General features: G+C 33.9%; 15 protein-coding genes. 7 read left to right on the forward strand and 8 right to left on the reverse strand.

Annotated elements, in window-relative coordinates; all coding sequences use genetic code 11:
* The first annotated feature begins 55 nt into the window (after window positions 1-55).
* The 3 genes from EV144_RS16040 to EV144_RS16050 are packed head-to-tail and all read left to right on the forward strand — an operon-like array spanning window position 56 to window position 1,293.
* A complete protein-coding gene (locus EV144_RS16040) occupies window positions 56-559 on the forward strand; it encodes a hypothetical protein (RefSeq protein WP_134150181.1) in 504 nt (167 codons plus the stop codon).
* 27 nt (window positions 560-586) lie between these two features.
* Window positions 587-979, forward strand: coding sequence for a hypothetical protein (locus EV144_RS16045; RefSeq protein ID WP_134150182.1), 393 nt, complete (start codon window positions 587-589; stop codon window positions 977-979).
* 38 nt (window positions 980-1,017) lie between these two features.
* Window positions 1,018-1,293, forward strand: coding sequence for a PrgI family protein (locus EV144_RS16050; protein WP_134150183.1), 276 nt, complete (start codon window positions 1,018-1,020; stop codon window positions 1,291-1,293).
* A gap of 562 nt (window positions 1,294-1,855) precedes the next feature.
* On the opposite strand, the gene EV144_RS16055 is transcribed toward EV144_RS16050, so the two are convergent.
* The 5 genes from EV144_RS16055 to EV144_RS16075 form a co-directional block, all read right to left on the reverse strand.
* Window positions 1,856-2,227, reverse strand: a complete 372-nt coding sequence (locus tag EV144_RS16055; RefSeq protein WP_134150184.1) for an STAS/SEC14 domain-containing protein — start codon at window positions 2,225-2,227, stop codon at window positions 1,856-1,858.
* 235 nt (window positions 2,228-2,462) lie between these two features.
* A complete protein-coding gene (locus EV144_RS16060) occupies window positions 2,463-4,232 on the reverse strand; it encodes a RagB/SusD family nutrient uptake outer membrane protein (RefSeq protein ID WP_134150185.1) in 1,770 nt (589 codons plus the stop codon).
* A gap of 6 nt (window positions 4,233-4,238) precedes the next feature.
* Window positions 4,239-7,523 carry a SusC/RagA family TonB-linked outer membrane protein gene (locus tag EV144_RS16065; RefSeq protein WP_134150186.1) on the reverse strand — a complete coding sequence of 1,095 codons (3,285 nt, stop codon included), beginning with the start codon at window positions 7,521-7,523 and terminating at the stop codon, window positions 4,239-4,241.
* A 78-nt stretch (window positions 7,524-7,601) separates the two neighbouring features.
* Complete coding sequence (locus EV144_RS16070) at window positions 7,602-8,525, reverse strand: FecR family protein (RefSeq protein ID WP_134150187.1); 924 nt, start codon at window positions 8,523-8,525, stop codon at window positions 7,602-7,604.
* A gap of 83 nt (window positions 8,526-8,608) precedes the next feature.
* Entirely contained in the window at window positions 8,609-9,133 is a 525-nt protein-coding gene (locus EV144_RS16075) for an RNA polymerase sigma-70 factor (RefSeq protein ID WP_134150188.1), read from the reverse strand.
* 272 nt (window positions 9,134-9,405) lie between these two features.
* Here EV144_RS16075 and EV144_RS16080 point away from each other — a divergent pair, with 272 nt between their 5' ends.
* Window positions 9,406-10,470 (forward strand): phosphatidylinositol-specific phospholipase C1-like protein, encoded by a 1,065-nt coding sequence (locus EV144_RS16080; protein WP_134150189.1) that lies wholly within the window; start codon window positions 9,406-9,408, stop codon window positions 10,468-10,470.
* Window positions 10,471-10,992: 522 nt separating this feature from the next.
* On the opposite strand, the gene EV144_RS16085 is transcribed toward EV144_RS16080, so the two are convergent.
* Both EV144_RS16085 and EV144_RS16090 read right to left on the reverse strand, forming a co-directional pair.
* A complete protein-coding gene (locus EV144_RS16085; RefSeq protein WP_134150190.1) occupies window positions 10,993-12,933 on the reverse strand; it encodes a metallophosphoesterase family protein in 1,941 nt (646 codons plus the stop codon).
* A 117-nt stretch (window positions 12,934-13,050) separates the two neighbouring features.
* On the reverse strand, window positions 13,051-13,689 hold the full coding sequence (locus EV144_RS16090) for an HAD family hydrolase (protein WP_134150191.1): 639 nt from the start codon (window positions 13,687-13,689) through the stop codon (window positions 13,051-13,053).
* Window positions 13,690-14,091: 402 nt separating this feature from the next.
* Between EV144_RS16090 and kduI the strand changes: the two genes are divergently transcribed.
* From kduI to EV144_RS16105, 3 genes are read left to right on the forward strand one after another with little or no spacing between them, the layout of a single operon-like run.
* Window positions 14,092-14,931 carry a 5-dehydro-4-deoxy-D-glucuronate isomerase gene (gene kduI, locus EV144_RS16095; RefSeq protein WP_134150192.1) on the forward strand — a complete coding sequence of 280 codons (840 nt, stop codon included), beginning with the start codon at window positions 14,092-14,094 and terminating at the stop codon, window positions 14,929-14,931.
* A 5-nt stretch (window positions 14,932-14,936) separates the two neighbouring features.
* The gene (locus EV144_RS16100; protein ID WP_134150193.1) at window positions 14,937-15,728 is read left to right on the forward strand and encodes a gluconate 5-dehydrogenase; all 792 of its coding nucleotides are present in this window, start codon (window positions 14,937-14,939) and stop codon (window positions 15,726-15,728) included.
* A gap of 11 nt (window positions 15,729-15,739) precedes the next feature.
* Window positions 15,740-16,906: a DUF4861 family protein gene (locus tag EV144_RS16105; protein ID WP_134150194.1), complete on the forward strand. Its 1,167-nt coding sequence runs from the start codon at window positions 15,740-15,742 to the stop codon at window positions 16,904-16,906.
* Window positions 16,907-17,056: 150 nt separating this feature from the next.
* On the opposite strand, the gene EV144_RS16110 is transcribed toward EV144_RS16105, so the two are convergent.
* The gene (locus tag EV144_RS16110; RefSeq protein WP_243854687.1) at window positions 17,057-18,199 is read right to left on the reverse strand and encodes a LacI family DNA-binding transcriptional regulator; all 1,143 of its coding nucleotides are present in this window, start codon (window positions 18,197-18,199) and stop codon (window positions 17,057-17,059) included.
* Window positions 18,200-18,206: the final 7 nt, after the last annotated feature.

Genomic DNA, 18,206 nt, shown 5'->3' on the forward strand with positions numbered 1-18,206 from the left:
CTTTCCTAATTTTGTAAAACACCCAATATTTAAATTAATTTAAAAACGATATATCATGGAAAATTTCAATAATGAAAATTACGGACATATTGATCCTGATTTTATAGAACAAAATACTTTTATCGAAAGTTCAATGAATTCTTATTATGATGATGAAATGAAATTTGATCTTCATAACGAGGAAAATAATTATGGTGTTTCTGATCCTGATTATATTGAGCAAAATATTTTTATTGAAAATGAATTTGTGGCCATTTATGAGGAACAAAATCATTTTCATTACAATGAAGATTATATAGATGACACTAATCATCAAACGAATGATTTTAATCGAAATGAAACTTTAAGAGCTGAAAATATTCCGAATGAAGAAAGAATTGTAAATGAAGACGGCCTTATTACAAATGATGAAGAAAGAAGTGATCTTGATGATGATGACAATTCTACAGGTTTGGATTATGAGGATGATGACATAGAAAAAGATGGTGATCTGGATAATGATGAGGAATTGGATGATTTTGACGCGGAGCATTATCCAGAAAATCACCCTCGAGAATAAGTTTAGTTTTCAAAAACCTGATTCATTATGACTATTGGCACTCAAATTATCTGGCTTTTTGTACTCGCTGTTCCGATAGCTTGTATCAGCTGGACTGTAACGCACGAAGAGATTTTTAGAGAACCGCATGAATGGTGTGTAAAACATTCGCAGACAGAACGCTATTTATTGTCGAGAAAGTTTTTCTATCTCCTTACCTGCGAATATTGTTTTAGTCATTACATTACAATTGGTGCTTTATTTTTTACCGATTATAAACTTTTGTTAATTGATTGGCGGGGCTATATTTTGGCAGGCTTTTCGCTGGTTTTTATGGCAAATATCTATATGAGTCTTTTTGCTTTGTTAAGACAGGCAATTAAAAAAGAAAAGGTAGAAATTGAAAAAATTGAAAACGAAACGGAAAATATCAAACAATAAAGATTTAAGAATAAGTATAATTAAAATAAATTAACATCATGGAAAATTTAAATTTTATAGACCCGCTTTTACACGGAATTGTACCTCAAGGATTAGAACAATCTACTACTAAACTGTCTGTTAAACAAATGGTTTTAGCCGGAGTTGGTTCTTTGGTTGCCGGAGCAATTTTGAAAAAAACTGGCCATCACATAACTGGTGCTATTGTAGGTTCACTAGCTTTACCCATATTAGCTACTGCATGCTACAAGAAATTTGGAAATAAACCAAAAGACGAAAGCCACGTAAGCAGCGGTATTGAATATAATCATTAGAAAACAAAACTTTATAAAAAAAGAGCACTTTACACTGCTCTTTTTTTATGAAGTTTTGTTTTTGTTTCAGGTTCTGTTTGTTTCAGGTTTTGTTTGTTTCTTGTTTCAGGTTTGAAGATTGAAGTTTCAAGTTTCAAGTTTCAGGTTTCAAGTTTTTACCACGATCTTGTCATTTCGACGGAGGAGAAATCTCTGCAAGAAACTCTACAATCAAAATCTTTCTCAAAGTTTAAACTTTGACAAAGATTGCGCGAAGTACTTCCGCAAACTTGTCATTTCGACCGAAAGGAGAAATCACACTCGTAACCACAAAGATTGTTACTAACGGTACGGAATTTCTAGTGTGATTTCTCCCTTAGGTCGAAATGACAAAACTGTGCGTATAATCATAAATAATAAACTATAAGTCAATTATCTATTTATTACAAAATCCGCCGAATCTGCAAAATCTGCGAGAGAAAAACACTAACGATATTGATTTGTGGTAACATAAGCTAGGCGAACTGCCATGCGCCTCTAAAGAAAACCTTTGTCCCTCTGCACCTCAGATCCTTTGAACCTTTTAAAAAGAAATATTTCCTTCAACCCAATTCAAGGCTTTATTGAATTCTGTTTTTTTGAAACCTTTAAATTCACCAGGAACGATATAGCTGAATCCGTTAGTAAAAGAAATGATTTCATCTGTATCGGTAACGATTGCTGCTCTGTTCCATTTTCCCAGATGTTTTAGACCTAGCAATGCATCCTGAAGCCATGCACCAGCAGTAAAATTTTTAATATCGGTATCTAAAACCAATAAGAAATTGATTTCGTTGATTTCTTTTACCAAATGTTCTACCGCAGGAATAACTGCAGTTAAAAAATCTTCTTTGGTAACTTCTGCCAATGCTCTAAAAGCTACAATATTATCTGTAGTATCAATTTGATGTATCATGATATTTGATTTGAGTTTATTATAAATTTTGCTTGGATTTTCAAACTAAATTCAAAAGAAAAAGGTTTAAAATTTTACTCAAAATTACCCACAGATTGTCATTTTATTCTTATATTTTATGATTCATTTCTTACAGAATAACTATCTGATTATTTAGTGTATTTTATAAAATAACAAAAGCCCGTTTCTTGCGAAACAGGCCCTTTGTAAAAAAAAAATAAACTAACACAAAATTTTAATTATATCCTTGGTTTTGAGTGAATTGTTTCGTCACATCAATTGTTGTCTGAGGAATTGGGAATATTCTTCTGAATGGCTGTGAAACTGGTTTTGCAGTTCCTGCCAAATCAAATTTTCCGAAACGGATCATTTGTGGTCTTCTGTACAATTCCCAGTATAATTCAAAACCTATTTCGTTATACAATACTGTTGCATCGATAGCAGTAAGCGTTTTTCCTGGAGCACTTCCGTATAAAGATTCTCTCTTTCTGCTAGTACGTAAAATATTTAAATCCTGAAGTGCAGCTCCTGTGTTTCCTTTTCTAAAATAAGCTTCTGCTCTCATAGTGTAGATTCCACCTAAACGGTACAATGGCATATCAACATTACTATTACCATTTCCTCCTTCTGGGTCAAATTCGTATTTAAAACAACGAGCTCCCTGATTGATTTCGTTTTGAGCAAATACTGCCTGAGTTGGGTCTTTAAATGTTAATGATGGTGTAAAATCCATTCTTGTAGTCGTGCTTTTTTCCATGTATAATGGAGAAACTTTAATACGTCCACCAACCATTTCTAAAGATCCTGAAGGCAATAATATTGGTCCATATTGTGGTCCTGCTATAATACCTCTTGTAAAGTGAAACCATGGCAGACCAGCGCTTTTTGGTACAATGTCTGTTGCTGGGACACTTGGGGTTGTGCCGTCATTTGTAAACCATGTTCCGTCTGAGTACTGATATGCCTGATTAAATCTTGGATCATCATGATTATTATTCCAAGTTGCGTAAAACTCTGGAGTTATACATGATGAATTTGTTCCTCTGTTTGCAGCAGAAGTTCTTTGGTTACGCTCCATAGAGGCATAAGCAAAACTGTTAGAACCGTTTCTGATGTAATCGATTTTTTGTACAATCGCAAAAATAAGCTCACTTCCGTTGTCGTTAGTTCTTGCAAAGTTTTTAAAATAATCGCTTTCTAATTTGTATTTTCCTGAATCGATCAATAATGATGTATAGTAAATAACACGGTCCATATCTGACCCTGTACCGGTTACAGCTGGCTCAGTAAAATTAAAATTAGAAGATGCATTAAAACGATCTTTAAATACAGCACGGTTTAAATACATTGTACTTAAGAAACCATAAGCAGCTTCTTTTGTAAATCTTCCGTGGTGTGTTTGCTGCTCGCCCATACTTGCCAAATCTGGAATCAATGCTTCTACATCTTTAATCAATTGATCGATTTGAGTATCTGCTTTTAAGATTTGCAATGGCGCATTTGGATTCATTGGATCTCTATATGGCGCTTGTCCGTATAAATCTAATGTTGTGTATAAATAGTATGCTAAAAGTCCTTTAGCTTCTGCCAAAAACAATTTCTTTTCTGGAATTGTACTTGTTTCTGCAGACTGAATTGCAGTAAGCGAACGTGTGATTCCGTTTGTCAACAAATCCCAGTTGCTTCCAATAACAGCATTATCAGACTGCCATGTAAATTCGTGCATCGCTCTCCATTTTCCACCATCTCCCCAGTCACTTCCGCGAGTTGGTAAAATAGCTTCGTCTGAAGAGTATTCCTGCATAGCAAAAACAGCTCCGTGATCTGTAAAAGTTCCGTCTCCTAATCTGTCGTAAGCTGCTGCAAGTGCTCCAGCTGGATTAGAACCGTTTTCTCCTAAAACCTCGTCTAAAACTTTTTCGTCTAAACTTGTACAGTTAGCAAAAAGTAAAACAAAAGAAGATAAGGCTAATGTCTTTATATTAAAAAATGTATTTGTCTTCATAATAAATTATAATTTTAAAGTTGCTCCAAAACTAAAAGTTCTAGAAGTTGGGTAACTAGCATAATCAATACCAATAGATTGGTTTCCACCGTTTGATTTTGGACTATTAATCAAAGGATCATATCCTGTATAATGTGTAATCGTAATCAAGTTTTGACCTGTAACATAAAGTGTTAATCCGTTGATCCAGCTTAATCCTTTTAAATCAAAATTGTATCCTACACGAGCTGTATTTAATCTAATGAAATCAGATTTCTCTAAAAACAAAGTAGATAAAATTGGAGAGTTTGTAGCATTTGCACCAGACTCATAATATCCTGTAGCAACGTTTCTATCTGAAGCTAAATTATTTATGTTTAATGCATTAAGACCTGTATTGTTTAATAAATAACCTCCAGTTTGTCCGATAATAGAGAATGATAAACTAAAGTTTTTATATCTCATATCACTATTAAATCCGTAGTAGAAAGTTGGTAAAGCGCCTTCGATAATAATTCTGTCGCTGTTATCAATTTTACCGTCTCCGTTTTGATCTTTAAAGATATTCGCTCCATTTGCATCAAAACCAATGTGTTGTAACAAGTAGAATGAACCTGCAGCATAACCGCTTTTGTAAATGTTAGCATTTACACCAGATTGTCCTGGCCCAGAAATAGTTCCTGTTAAGATTTCTGAAACTGGAAGATTTTCAATTTTATTGTTTAATGTTGCTCCGTTTGCATCAACATTCCAAGAGAAATCTTTAGTATCGATAACTTTTGCACCAACCATAAACTCTAAACCTTTGTTGATGATTTTTCCATCAATATTTGTCCAGATTGTAGTTGTTGGGCTCAAAGCCTGAGATGGAATATTTAAGATCGCATCTGTAGTTGTTTTATTGAAATAATCTAATGTTCCGTAGAATTTATCATTCCATAAACTAAAATCTAAACCTACGTTGTATTGTGTAACAACTTCCCATTTTAAGTCAGGATTTGGAGTTCTGTTTACAGAAACACCATTTACAAGATTTAAATCATTGTACAAATAATATCCATCTGCACCAGCAAGAGAATAACTTGCCTGAGTAATTTTATTTTGTACTTCCTGATTTCCTGTTTGTCCCCAGCTCGCTCTTAATTTTAAGTTGCTAAGTGCTTCAACATTTTGCATGAAACTTTCTTTAGCAATATTCCAACCTAAAGCAAATGATGGGAAGTAACCGTATTTGTTATTTTTACCAAAACGAGTAGAACCGTCAGCTCTCATAGAAGCTGTTAAAAGGTATTTATCATTAAAAGTATAATTCAACCTTCCGAAGTAAGACTGTAATTCATTCTCTTGAGCGTAACCTGTAGTTCCAGATTGTGTTCCTGCAAAACCAGGATTAATAGATGGTTTTATACCTGTTCCTTCATTTGCAATTCCGTCAATACTAAAAGCAGTTCCAGATCTTTCAAATTTTTGATAAGAGAATCCGCCTAAAGCCTCGATTTTATGTTTGTCTAAGGTAACATTATACGTTAAGTAGTGCTCTACCAAAGAGTTTTTAGAATCAAGATTGTTTTGTACGTATCTTCCTTTTGGATTTAAATCGGTTAAGTTTGGAAAAATAGTAGTATTTCTTTCTGCAGTAGAACGGTCAATACCAAGATTTAATTTATATTCTAAACCGTCAACGATTCTTAAAGAAGCTTCAAAATTTCCTAAAACTCTCAAAGTACGAGTTTGATCTTCGTAGATACTCAATAAATACGCTGGGTTGTAGTGCGCATTCATGTTGAAATTTGTATAATTTCCGTTAGCATCAAAAACAGAACGAGTTGGGTTTGCCATCAAAGTGTGCACCAATAATTGTCCGTTAGAACCTCCATCGTCACTCGTAGGAACACCATCATCTTTAGTTTCACTTGCAGTAAGATTCATTTTTAATTTTAAACGTTTGTTGTCCAAAAATGATTCAGCAGCGTTGATTCTACCTGTCATACGTTTAAAGTTGCTGTTTCTAATAATACCTTCCTGATCTAATTGAGATACAGATGCATAATAGTTTCCAGATTCTGTTTGTTTAGCAAAAGACAAAGCGTTACTTTTTGTAACAGCTTGTCTAAAAATTACATCTTGCCAATCTGTATTTCCACCGTGATCAAAAGCAGGATCTTTAATTGCTTTTCTGTATTCGTCAGCACTTAAAACATCTAGTTTATTAGCAACAGTAGAAATTCCTAAAGAAGAATCATAAGTCAAAGTTCCGTCACCTTTAGCACCTTTTTTAGTCGTAACCAAAACAACACCATTAGAACCTCTTGCTCCATAAATTGCAGCGGCAGAAGCATCTTTAAGAACCGTAATAGATTCGATATCACTATTATTCAAAAAGTTTAACGGGTTTTTAGCAGCCGAAGCACCAAAACCAACATTTGATCCAGAAGGGCTTACATCGTCATTAGACAACGGAATTCCATCAACAACAAATAAAGGAGTACTTCCGCTTCTGATAGATCCAACACCTCTAATTGTAACATTTACTCCAGCTCCAGGCTCACCACTTGTACTTACAACACGTACACCAGCAACTTTTCCTTGAATTAAATTATCTGGAGAAATACTTACACCTTGTTTAAAACTTGAAGCATCTAATTGAGTTACAGCACCAGTAACATCTTTTTTAGATTGTTTACCATAACCTACAATTACAACCTCACTTAATTCTGAAGTATTTGGCTCTAATTGTATCGTCATGAAACTCTTTTGAGCAATTACAGTTTTAGTTTTATACCCTAAATACGTAACCTCTAAAGTTCTTCCTTCTTCTACCATAATTTCAAATTCTCCGTCAAAATTACTTACGGCAGCATTTTTAGTAGTAGCCTCAAGAATAGATGCACCAGGAACCGGTACACCGTTTTCGTCCAAAATTTTTCCTTTTACTTTTACTTTATCGGCAGCTTCAATTTTTGTAACCGCTTTTACAGCTGTTTTCTGAATCAAAACTAATTTACCGTTGATGTTGTAATTAAAAGCCGCTTTTTTAGAAAGCTCATCCAAAATTACAGCAACAGATTCATTAGTATAATTTACGGTATAAGTTGTGTTATCAGCAATTATTGCCTGACCGTAACTAAATTTATAGTCAGTTTGCTGGCTCAATTTCGAAAAAATAGAAACAAGAGTCGCTTTTTCTATTTTATTTTTTACATTTGATTTTTCTACGGGATTGGTTTTACTCTGTCCATTCTGAAATGACAGTAACGCCAGTACTAAAAAGACAATTCTCTTTAGATTTAAATAGGAAGGTTTAAAATACATGATTTAAGTTATTGGTTTTTTTTACGATACTTAATTTATTAATGGGCAGTTGTTCTCAGCAACTGCTTTTTTTTGTTTTTAATTCACTTTTACTATTTCGTCATAAACTTTAAATTTTAGGTTTGTGATATAATTTATTTGTTCTAAAACATTTTCCAAAGAGGCGTCTTTTTTGATAAATACAGTAAGCGGCACTGCCAACACTTTTTCGTCATTGTATTGAAATGCAACACCATACTTATATTGTAAAACCGAAATAACTTGTTTCAGCGTAGTTTGATTTAGCGTTATGTCGGTATTGTACCAATTCACCAAATACATTTTCTCGGCCATTTGTTTCGTTAATTTATTACCTTCAAACAAAGCTTGTTCGTTCGGAACCAAATCAACACTTTGTCCTTTTGTAGAAACATTTACTTTTCCGGTTACTACAATTACTTCGCATTTTAATTTGGATAACTGAATGTGAAATGACGTTCCTACAACTCTGGTTTTAATGGCACCAGACTGAATTATAAAAGGATGTTTTTTGTCTTTGGCAACTTCAAAAAAGGCATTTCCTTTAAGGAGCGAAACGTTTCTTTCTTCACTTCCAAATTTTTCAGGATACTGAAATAATGAGTTTGCTGCCAGATAAATTTTCGAACCGTCGCTTAATTGGATAGATTTGGGAATCGATGACGTTCTAAATGTTAACTGCTTTTCTATTGCAACGCTTGGTTTATATAAAAATCCTAAACCAACAAGAAAAAGAATACTGGCAGCTGCCATGTATTTTAAATACGGATTGAATCTTTTTTTCTTTTCTATTCTAAGTTGAATATTCTCGTATATATTTTTTGAAGCTTCATAAGAACTGCCCATAGCAACATCATCCCATTCTGAGTTTTGATATTCATTTAAAGCAAACTCATTCAGTAAATTTTCTTCTGATTCTGAAGTTTTTTTCTGCGCACTTTTATTGATAAGATATTCTAAACTATGCTTTATTCTTTTTACCATAATACTTATTGTTACCTATAAGTACTAGAAAAGCAAAATCGTACTATCCAGAAATATTATGAAACCATTAACAGAAAGTTATCTTAAAAATTATGGTGAAAAATCACGTATGGAAGTAGCCAGGTCAGGTCTTTCAAGCCTTCGCGAAGTTGTTTTAGCGCTGCAGAAATTTGATTTTTTACGGTTTGTTTCGAAATTCCAAGTTCATCTGCAATCTGATCGATAGACATATCCTGAAATTTATACATTAATAAAACCTCTTTTCTTTTCTCCGGAAGCTGGTCTAATAATTTATAAAGCATATCCATTAATTCCGGATCTATAGACGAAAAATTGTCTATAATGTAATCTTCAAATTTATCCTCCAGAATCGTCTTATCAAATCGATTGTTCTGATAATGTTTAAAAACCTGATTCTTTACCGCACGAAATAAATAAGGTTCAATTGCATTAATGTTCAGTTCGTCTTTTCGTTCCCATAAATCAACAAAAACATCCTGAACAATATTCTGCGCCAAGTCTTTATCCTGAGTCATAGTATACGAAAACGCATTTAGCTTTTTCCAGTAATCGGTATACGTTTGATTAAAAATTTCAGGGTTTTTCATAGGTAATTAGACTCGTATTATTACATGTAAAATAATAAAATGAAACACCAATCCTTTTTTCCTCAAGGTTAACTTTAAATTAAAAAATAAACTCTTTTGTTTTAATAATACTACTATTTTAGAGTAACAATGACAATCATATATCCTTTTATTTTTATTTTAGTAACACAAAAATCAAAATCTGATTTTAAATTAGTAGTTCCAAAAGAGGCAGTATTCTCAGCTCTTCTCCTCCCCACATCTATTAATAGTAATTACAATTTCAAAAAATCATGAAACAAATTCTGTTTACATTATTTCTTGCCGGCTCTATATGCAGCGCACAGGCACAAGACGACAATCTAAAAATGAATCAAATACAAGTAATTGGTTCGCACAACAGTTACAGACAAAACATTGAACCGGATTTATACAATTTCATTCAGGCAAAAGATACTTTGCGTTCTCTAAAAGGTTTACAATACACACATATTCCAATTACAGATCAATTAAATAAAGGTTTAAGAAATCTGGAAATTGATGTTTTTGCCGATTCTAAAGGCGGAAAATATGCGCACCCAAAAGGTTTAGATTTGGTAAAATCTCAAAACGCATACGATCCAAAAGGATTAATGAACAAACCCGGATTTAAGGTTTTCCACATGCCGGATATCGATTTTAGAACTTCTTGTTATACTTTCGAAATCTGTCTGCAAGAACTTAAAAAATGGTCTGACGCAAACCCAGATCACGTTCCTGTTTTTATTACTTTGGAACCAAAAGACGGCGAAGCGAATTTCTTCGGAACTAAACCAGAAGATTTTACTCCGGAATTGTTTGACGCTTTAGACAAAGTAATTCGCAAAGAATTAGGAAACGACAAACTTATCACGCCAGACATGGTAAGAGGAAAATACAAAACGCTTGAAGAAGCTGCTTTAAACAACAATTGGCCAACGCTGAAAAAAGCTAAAGGAAGATTTTTATTCCTATTAGATAATAATGGTGCAAAAAAAGAAATGTATGCATTAAACCATCCTTCTCTAAAAGGTCGTGCCGTTTTTATTAACGCCGAACCAGGAAAACCAGAAGCTGCAGTTATGTTTAGAAACAACGCCGAAGATCCGGAAATTGCATCTTTGGTTCAAAAAGGATACATCATCCGCACGAGAGCCGATTCTGATACCAAAGAAGCCCGCAAAAATGATTATACGCATTTTGAAGACGCCAAAAAATCTGGAGCGCAAATCATTACAACAGATTATTACCTGCCAAGCACTCTTTTTGATTCGCCATACATGATTAAGTTTGATGATAACTCTTATGTGAGAACTAATCCTGTGAATGGGAAGAAATAGAATTTTTTTGTTTTTTTTGTTTCAGGTTTAAGGTTTCAGGTTGAAATAAACTTAAAAATTTAACCGCAAAGATTCTAATGTAAGGTTTTACAAAGACATAAAGTTCGCAAAGCTATATTGATAAAGCTTTGCGAACTTTTTTATTTATAGAAATTGCTAATATAATCTTTGTCAAACTTTGCGTTTAATCATACAGTCATTGCGAGGAACGAAGCAATCACACAAAACTAATCGACAAAGATTTCAATTACAATATAAAAACATAGCCCACGGTTTCAACCGTGGGAACGCAATGATTAACGCAACGTTATCCCTAATACGTTTCCCACGGTTGAAACCGTGGGCTATATTTGAAATACAGATTTAATAAAACCAAAAAATCCGCAAAGCTATATTGATAAAGCTTTGCGAACTTTTTTATTTATAGAAATTGCTAATGTAATATTTGCCAACCTTTGCAAAAATCTTATCGCCCTTTGCGATAAAAATCCCCTAAATCTGCTAAATCTGCGAGAAAAAAAATTAACGTTCCTTACGTTTAATCTCCCCACTTTTCAAATCAACAGTAAAATGATCCGCAGGAACCTCATGCATAAACTTATTAAAAATAATCAAAAACAATCGCAGCTGATTTTGAAGCGGTTTCCTATCATCCTTATAATTCTCAAAAAACAAATCAGACAAAATTTTATATTGTTTTACCCTTTTCTCACCAACATCAACCAAAGCCAATTCATCGGCACTTCTAAAACGGTAAAAATCAACCAGAAAATCATAACCCGTCCAGTTTAAATCTTGTTTTTTGATCTTATTTTGAGCTAAAACCTTTTCCAATTTAAGAGAAGCATCAGCCCATTCTTTTTTATAACTGTCTTTATTTTTCAGTAATTCAGTATAATCCTTATCCGAATTTATATTCGCGAGAAGCAATAAATCTTCTGCAGAAATATTTAGAATAAAATCCTTAAAAGCATCCGGCCAATCGTCTTTTAAGAAACGCAAGCGAACCAATTCCTTTAGCTGAAAATCCGTAAAATCATGATAGTTTTTAGTCAGCAGAATATCTTTATTCCAAATGTCTTTCGTTTTTTGAGATTCTAAAAACTGATATTCCATTTTATACAAATCAAAAAGTTCGTTGTAACGCGGCACATTATCAATCGTAATCGTCTGAATATCGACAACATTCTCCTTTTTAAAAGTCAATAATTTATAAGCCGGAATATAAGCCGCCAAAGAAGGCGTCTGAATATTAACCAAAGTATTTCCTTTTGCCGTCGTTCTCGTTCCCGTGTCATTGATGTGCATATGTCCGCCAAAATGAATTTTTAAACCCGCATCTGCAAAAACCTGTGCCACTTCTTCAACCGGAACACGATTCAGCTGCCATTTATTCGGACCTAATAATTCTTTAATTTCCGTAGAAGCGTCATCATTAAAATCAATCATCGGGAAATGACTAAAAGCTATCAAAGTTTTGCCTTGTTTTTTCGCTTCAAGCGAAATATCCTCAACCCACTTTATCAAATGCTTTTTGTTCGAAAGTACATTATTATAACCTGTACTTGCCTCAGCATAGTTTTTAGAATCTGTGGCGTCTGCTGTGGCATTTTTTTTAGGAATATAAACATTACCATCAATCGCCATCAACCAGATTCCGTCAACAGGTTCAACCACATAACTTACGTCTGGAACTTCATAACCCGGCGCTACTTCGTAAACGCGGTTTGATAGTAAAGCACTTTCCTCCGCTTTCGCGAAAGTATAATTCTCACTTGTATATTTTGAAAACGGAGTTGCCCAAAACTTATATTTTTGGTTTGGATGAAAACCGAAATACTTCAAATTATCGGTAATTCCCAAATAACCATATTTTGCAATATCTTTCGTGACAACAACCGGATTTTCTAAAGCTAAATTCGGCTGATAAAGTCCGTCTTTGCTAAAAATTGGCTGACTTTTTCCGTCTTTACCCAAAAAATCTTCCTTACCCGATTCCTGCGCAAAAGGTCCAACAGGATCATGATTTCCAGTTGTGATAAAAAACTCAATATTGTATTTTTTGCTGTACTGCTCTAAAATTCTTTCTAAACCTTTTACATGTATCGGCTGTCCGTCGTCTGTATAATCTCCCGGAAGCGCGACTAACTTTATCTTTCGTTTTGCGATATCTTCCAAAGCGGCGATAAAAGCAAAATAGTTTTCATTAAAAATTCTCGTCGAATGCAATTGAGAAGCCATCGTTCTCACCAATACATATTTTCCGGTTTTTGGGTTTAAAACACCATGATAATTATTATCAGAAAAAGTTCCGAAAAGGTCTTGCAAATGCACATCAGAAAGAAAAGCGATTTGAGTTCCGTCTAGTTTTTTAGCCGTCTGCGCCGAAACTTTAACGACAAACAAAACTAAAAATAGTAATATTAAAAAGTTTTTATAGCGAAAAGTAATTTTTGAATTCATAAGTAAAACGTATAGAAATGGGGATTTCAAAATAAAATTAAAAAATACAATTTTATAGTTTTTCGCCCAATTTACGTTTATGTTATTGTTATCGAAAGATAATCTTTGCAAACAAAATTAAATTTCAAGAATCGTACTCAATTCTTCAAAACTAGAAAATAAAATAGCTCCTTCTTGTTTTAAATCTGCTGCATTATTTTCGTTAGTAAAACCGTAAACCTTAAAACCGCCTTTTACACCCGCCATAACGCCTGCCTTGCTGTCTTCGATCACAATACATTCGTTTACGGCAAAACCCATTTCTTTGGCTGCATGCAAAAATATTTCGGGATCTGGTTTCCAGCTTTTAATGGTGTAAGAACTGAATATTTTATTTTCGAATTTATCCAGCAAACCCGCAGTTTCAAGATTCAATCTAATTTTGTCCTCTGGCCCGCTCGAAGCCACGCAATACGGAATCTTTAGTTTTGCAATAAAATCTTCTACGCCTTCCATTGGTTTTACGTCTTTTTTAAAAGCTTCAAAACTTTTTTCACGATATTGATTCTCAAAATCTTCTGGAAGTTTATGTCCAATTTCATTTTCGATATAAAGAAAACATTCTTTTAAATTTCTTCCGTTGAAGTTTCGGTAAGCATCTTCCAATTTCATTTTAAAACCATATTCACCCGCCATGCCAAGCAGGATTTCGTTACCGATTTTTTCTGTATCTACAAGAACGCCGTCACAATCGAAGATTATACATTTGATATTCATATTATTATTTCAATTTTAATTGGCAATTAGGCCAGATGTAAATTACAAAAAAATATACTTTTAATACCTTAAATTTTATAATTGTGAGTGAATTTATTTTAACACATAGAGACATAGTTTTTGTGTTCTAAAAAAAGCGTTTCACTTATTGCAAAACATCCCGAGGCTTCGGGACTATGTGTCAGAAATAAATTTCTCTTTCATACTTTTTTTGCCACAATAAAATCTATGTCTCTATGTGTTTAATCTGATTTTTCAATTTATCAATATTAAAATTTAAAAACTACAGGTATCCTAGAATCCAGTGTTTTGTACATTTTTACTCCCATTATGTATTTTTATTTGACTTTTGATTTGTATTTTTATAAAATCATAATTCTCATTCAACAAAAAAATATCAAAATGTCAATATCTTACGAATCCAGATACGCATCAAGTCCAGAAGCTGTTAAACACTACGACACCACACAATTAAGAAATGAATTTCTAATTGATAACTTAATGAAAAAGGGCGAAATCGCACTTACTTACTCTCATTATGACCGTTATATTGCGGGTTCTGCTGTGCCGGTTTCTCCGCTGAAATTAGAAACTATTGATCCTCTTAAAGCTTCGTATTTCTTAGAAAGAAGAGAATTAGGAATCATTAATGTCGGCGAAAAAGGTTGTGTAGAAGTTGACGGAACGAGTTACGAACTGGGTCATAAAGATGCATTGTACATAGGAAGCGGTAATAAAGAAGTGATTTTTAAAAGTGATAATCCAGAAAATCCGGCACTTTTTTATCTGAATTCTGCTCCTGCTCACACCCAATATCCGATAAAAAAAGTAAGCTTGGCCGAAGCGAATAAACTACAGCTTGGAACAATGGAAACGGCAAACCACAGAACGGTAAACCAAATGATTATTGGCGGTATAGTAACGACTTGCCAATTGCAAATGGGAATGACGGAGCTACGACCTGGAAGTGTTTGGAACACGATGCCGGCGCACGTACACGACCGTAGAATGGAAGTTTATTTTTATCTTGATATTCCGGAAAATCAGGCCGTTTGTCATTTTATGGGACAACCGCAGGAAACCAGACATATCTGGATGAACAATCATCAGGCTGTGATTTCGCCGCCGTGGTCAATTCACTCCGGATCAGGAACTTCAAATTATAGTTTTATTTGGGGAATGGCTGGCGAAAACCTGGATTACGGCGATATGGATGTGGCGAAAATAACGGATTTAAGATAAATAATATGATAGATTTATTTGATGTAAAAGGCAAAATTGCCCTGATTACAGGAAGCACACATGGTTTGGGAATGGCAATGGCAAAGGGTTTAGGACAAGCTGGTGCAACTATTATTGTAAACGGAAATTCGTCGCAACAAAAAATTGACGATGCTGTAAAAGAATTAAAAGAAGAAGGCATAAAAGCTTTTGGTTATAAATTTAATGTAACTGATGAAAAGGAAGTTATAACCGCAATTGAGAAAATTGAATCTGAAGTTGGCGCAATTGCCATTCTGATTAATAACGCCGGAATTATCAAGAGAATTCCACTTATAGAAATGGAAGTTGCTGATTTCAGAGAAGTTATCGATATAGATTTGGTAAGCCCGTTTATTGTTTCTAAACATGTTGCAAAAGGCATGATTGAAAGAAGACAAGGCAAAATTATCAATATCTGCTCGATGATGAGCGAGTTAGGCAGAAATACGGTTAGCGCTTACGCTGCTGCAAAAGGCGGACTAAAAATGCTGACCAAAAACATGGCAACAGAATGGGCAAAATACAATATCCAGATTAACGGAATTGGCCCGGGTTATTTTGCTACTGAACAGACAAAACCAATTCGCGTAGACGGTCATCCGTTTAATGATTTTATTATCAGCCGTACTCCTGCAGCAAAATGGGGCGATCCGGGCGATTTGGCCGGAGCTGCGATATTTCTATCGTCTAAAGCAAGTGATTTTGTAAACGGTCATATTTTATATGTAGACGGCGGGATTCTGGCGACAATTGGTAAACCTTCTAACGAAAATTAAAACCTTAAATTTTGAAAAAATATCTTTTATTAACTACAATTCTGGCGGGTAGTTTTGCTGTTCATTCACAAAATAAAACCATTACTGTTACCAATTCCCTTCCGATAGATCGGGAATACGAAACGATCGAATTGACAAAAAAAGCGCTCGGATTACCCGAAAATGCTAAACTTGAAGATTATACCGTAAAAGAAAAAAGCGGCGATTTATTTTTAGAAACACAAGCTGTAGATGAAAATAATGACGGCGTTATGGATGTTTTATTGTTTCAGCCTAAAATAAGTGCTTCGTCTCATAAAGATTTTGAACTTGTTGCTGCCAATCCTGCAACTCCAAAAAACATAAATTGCTATTCGAGATTTGTTCCCGAACGTATCGATGATTATGCCTGGGAAAACAATAAAGTGGCTTTTAGAACTTACGGGCCAGTTGCTCAAAAAATGGCAGAAGATAAAGTTTCCGGCGGTACTTTGACAAGCGGAATCGATGCCTGGTTAAAGAGAGTAGAATATCCAATTATCAATAAATGGTACGAAAAAGCAACAAACGGAACGGGAACGTATCATAAAGATACGGGCGAAGGTTTGGACAATTTTAATGTGGGCGATAGTCGCGGCGTTGGCGGAATTGCTGTAAATGCAGAAAACAAATATTATTTTTCTAAGAATTTTATCAGTTGGAAAACCATTACGACCGGACCTATTAGAACAAGTTTTATTCTAACTTACGCTGATTGGGACGTTAATGGCAAAAAAGTAACCGAATCAAAATTGATCAGTCTTGACTACGGAAGTTATCTTTCTCGTTTTGAAATTTCGATTACTGGCACAAAAACAATTGCTCCCGGATTAACACTTCATGAAAATAAAGGAATTACGTCTACAAACTTAAAAGAAGGCTGGATGAGTTATTGGGAACCAATCGACGATTCTGAAATTGGTTTAGGTTTAGTCGCTCCAAAAGGAACTTTACAAAGTTTTGCTAAATATGTAACCAGAGAAAAAGACCTAAGCAACTTGTACGGAAACATGGAAGTACAAGATAAAAAAGTGGTGTACTATGCCGGTTTTGGATGGAAAAAAGGAAGTCCTTTTCAGACCAAACAAGATTGGGATGCTTATTTGAGTTCTTATTCTAAAAAGATCAATCATCCACTTATCGTTAAAATTAAAAAGTAGTTAATAATCTCGCAAAGTCGCAAATTTTAAACCATATAAGTAATTTAAGGAAATATAAGTTTAGCTTAATTGTACTTATATAACTTATATGGTTTAATAAAAACTTTGCGGCTTTGCGAGATTAATAAACTTAAACCTTTAAAATTATTATTACTTTCTCGGAGAATAATTCTCTTTCAAAATAATTTCAAGCGGGATATAATGCATGTTTTCTACCGTTTCCTGCAGCACCAATTTTTTATACAAATAATTAATCCCCATATACCCCTGCTCTTCGGGTCTTTGGTTGATTAAAAAATCGATAACACCACTATTTAGGTATTCGATATTTTCTTTAAGTAAATCGTAACCAATTATTCGAACACCTTTTATATCATTCTGATCTAAAAATCGGGCCACAATATAAGCTCTGGAATTCGGAACAAAAACGCTATTAATTCCAGAAAACATTTCCAGATTCAATTGATCGATTCCCGAATCTTTAATCGTGACTTCAGAAAATTTAAAATTTGTCAGCTCATCATGATCTTTAAAATAAGAATAAAAACCATCAATACGCTGTAAATAAACCGAAGTAGATTCTATTTCTCTCGTAATTTTAAAAATCAGAACCTGTCTTTCATTTTTAACAGCAAAACTTATCAACCTTCCAGCCAGATAACCGCTCTGAAAAGCGTCTTGCCCAACATAAGCATGTTCGGTATTCGAATCAATATTGGAATCGATCATGACAACCGGAATATTTTTCTTTTCGTATTCTTTTAAAAAACGAACCGATTCCTCGTAAAAAATTGGCGCAAACAATAAAGCATCGCATCCAAAATCTAAAACTTTTTTGACCGATTGTTTAAAAGAAGCGACATCAAAATCATAAAAGAAATAATCCAGAACAACGCCAAACTTACTAAATTCAACCGCTGCTTTTTCTATACCGGCAATCTGGCTTTTCCAATATTCAAGATTTTCATACTTCGGTAAAAAAACAGCAAAATGAAATTTCTTATTCAAAGCAAGATTACTGGCCAGAATATTTCGTTTATAACCGTATTCTTCAATTATAGCATTTACCTTATCCACATTTTCCTGAGCAACCTGCCCGCGATTGTGAATAATTCTGTCAACGGTTCCCGGAGAAACGCTGGCGAGTTCAGCAATTTTTTTTATTGTTATGATATTGATTCTTTTTAAGTTAAAATAATAGAAACTATTCTGGATAATTATATTTTTTTCAGCTAAGATAAGTTGTTTTACACAACTTTTTACATACATTTGTAAAGTTCCGTGTGCGTACACGCAAATT

The organism is Flavobacterium sp. 270 (assembly GCF_004368785.1).
Lineage (GTDB): Bacteria > Bacteroidota > Bacteroidia > Flavobacteriales > Flavobacteriaceae > Flavobacterium.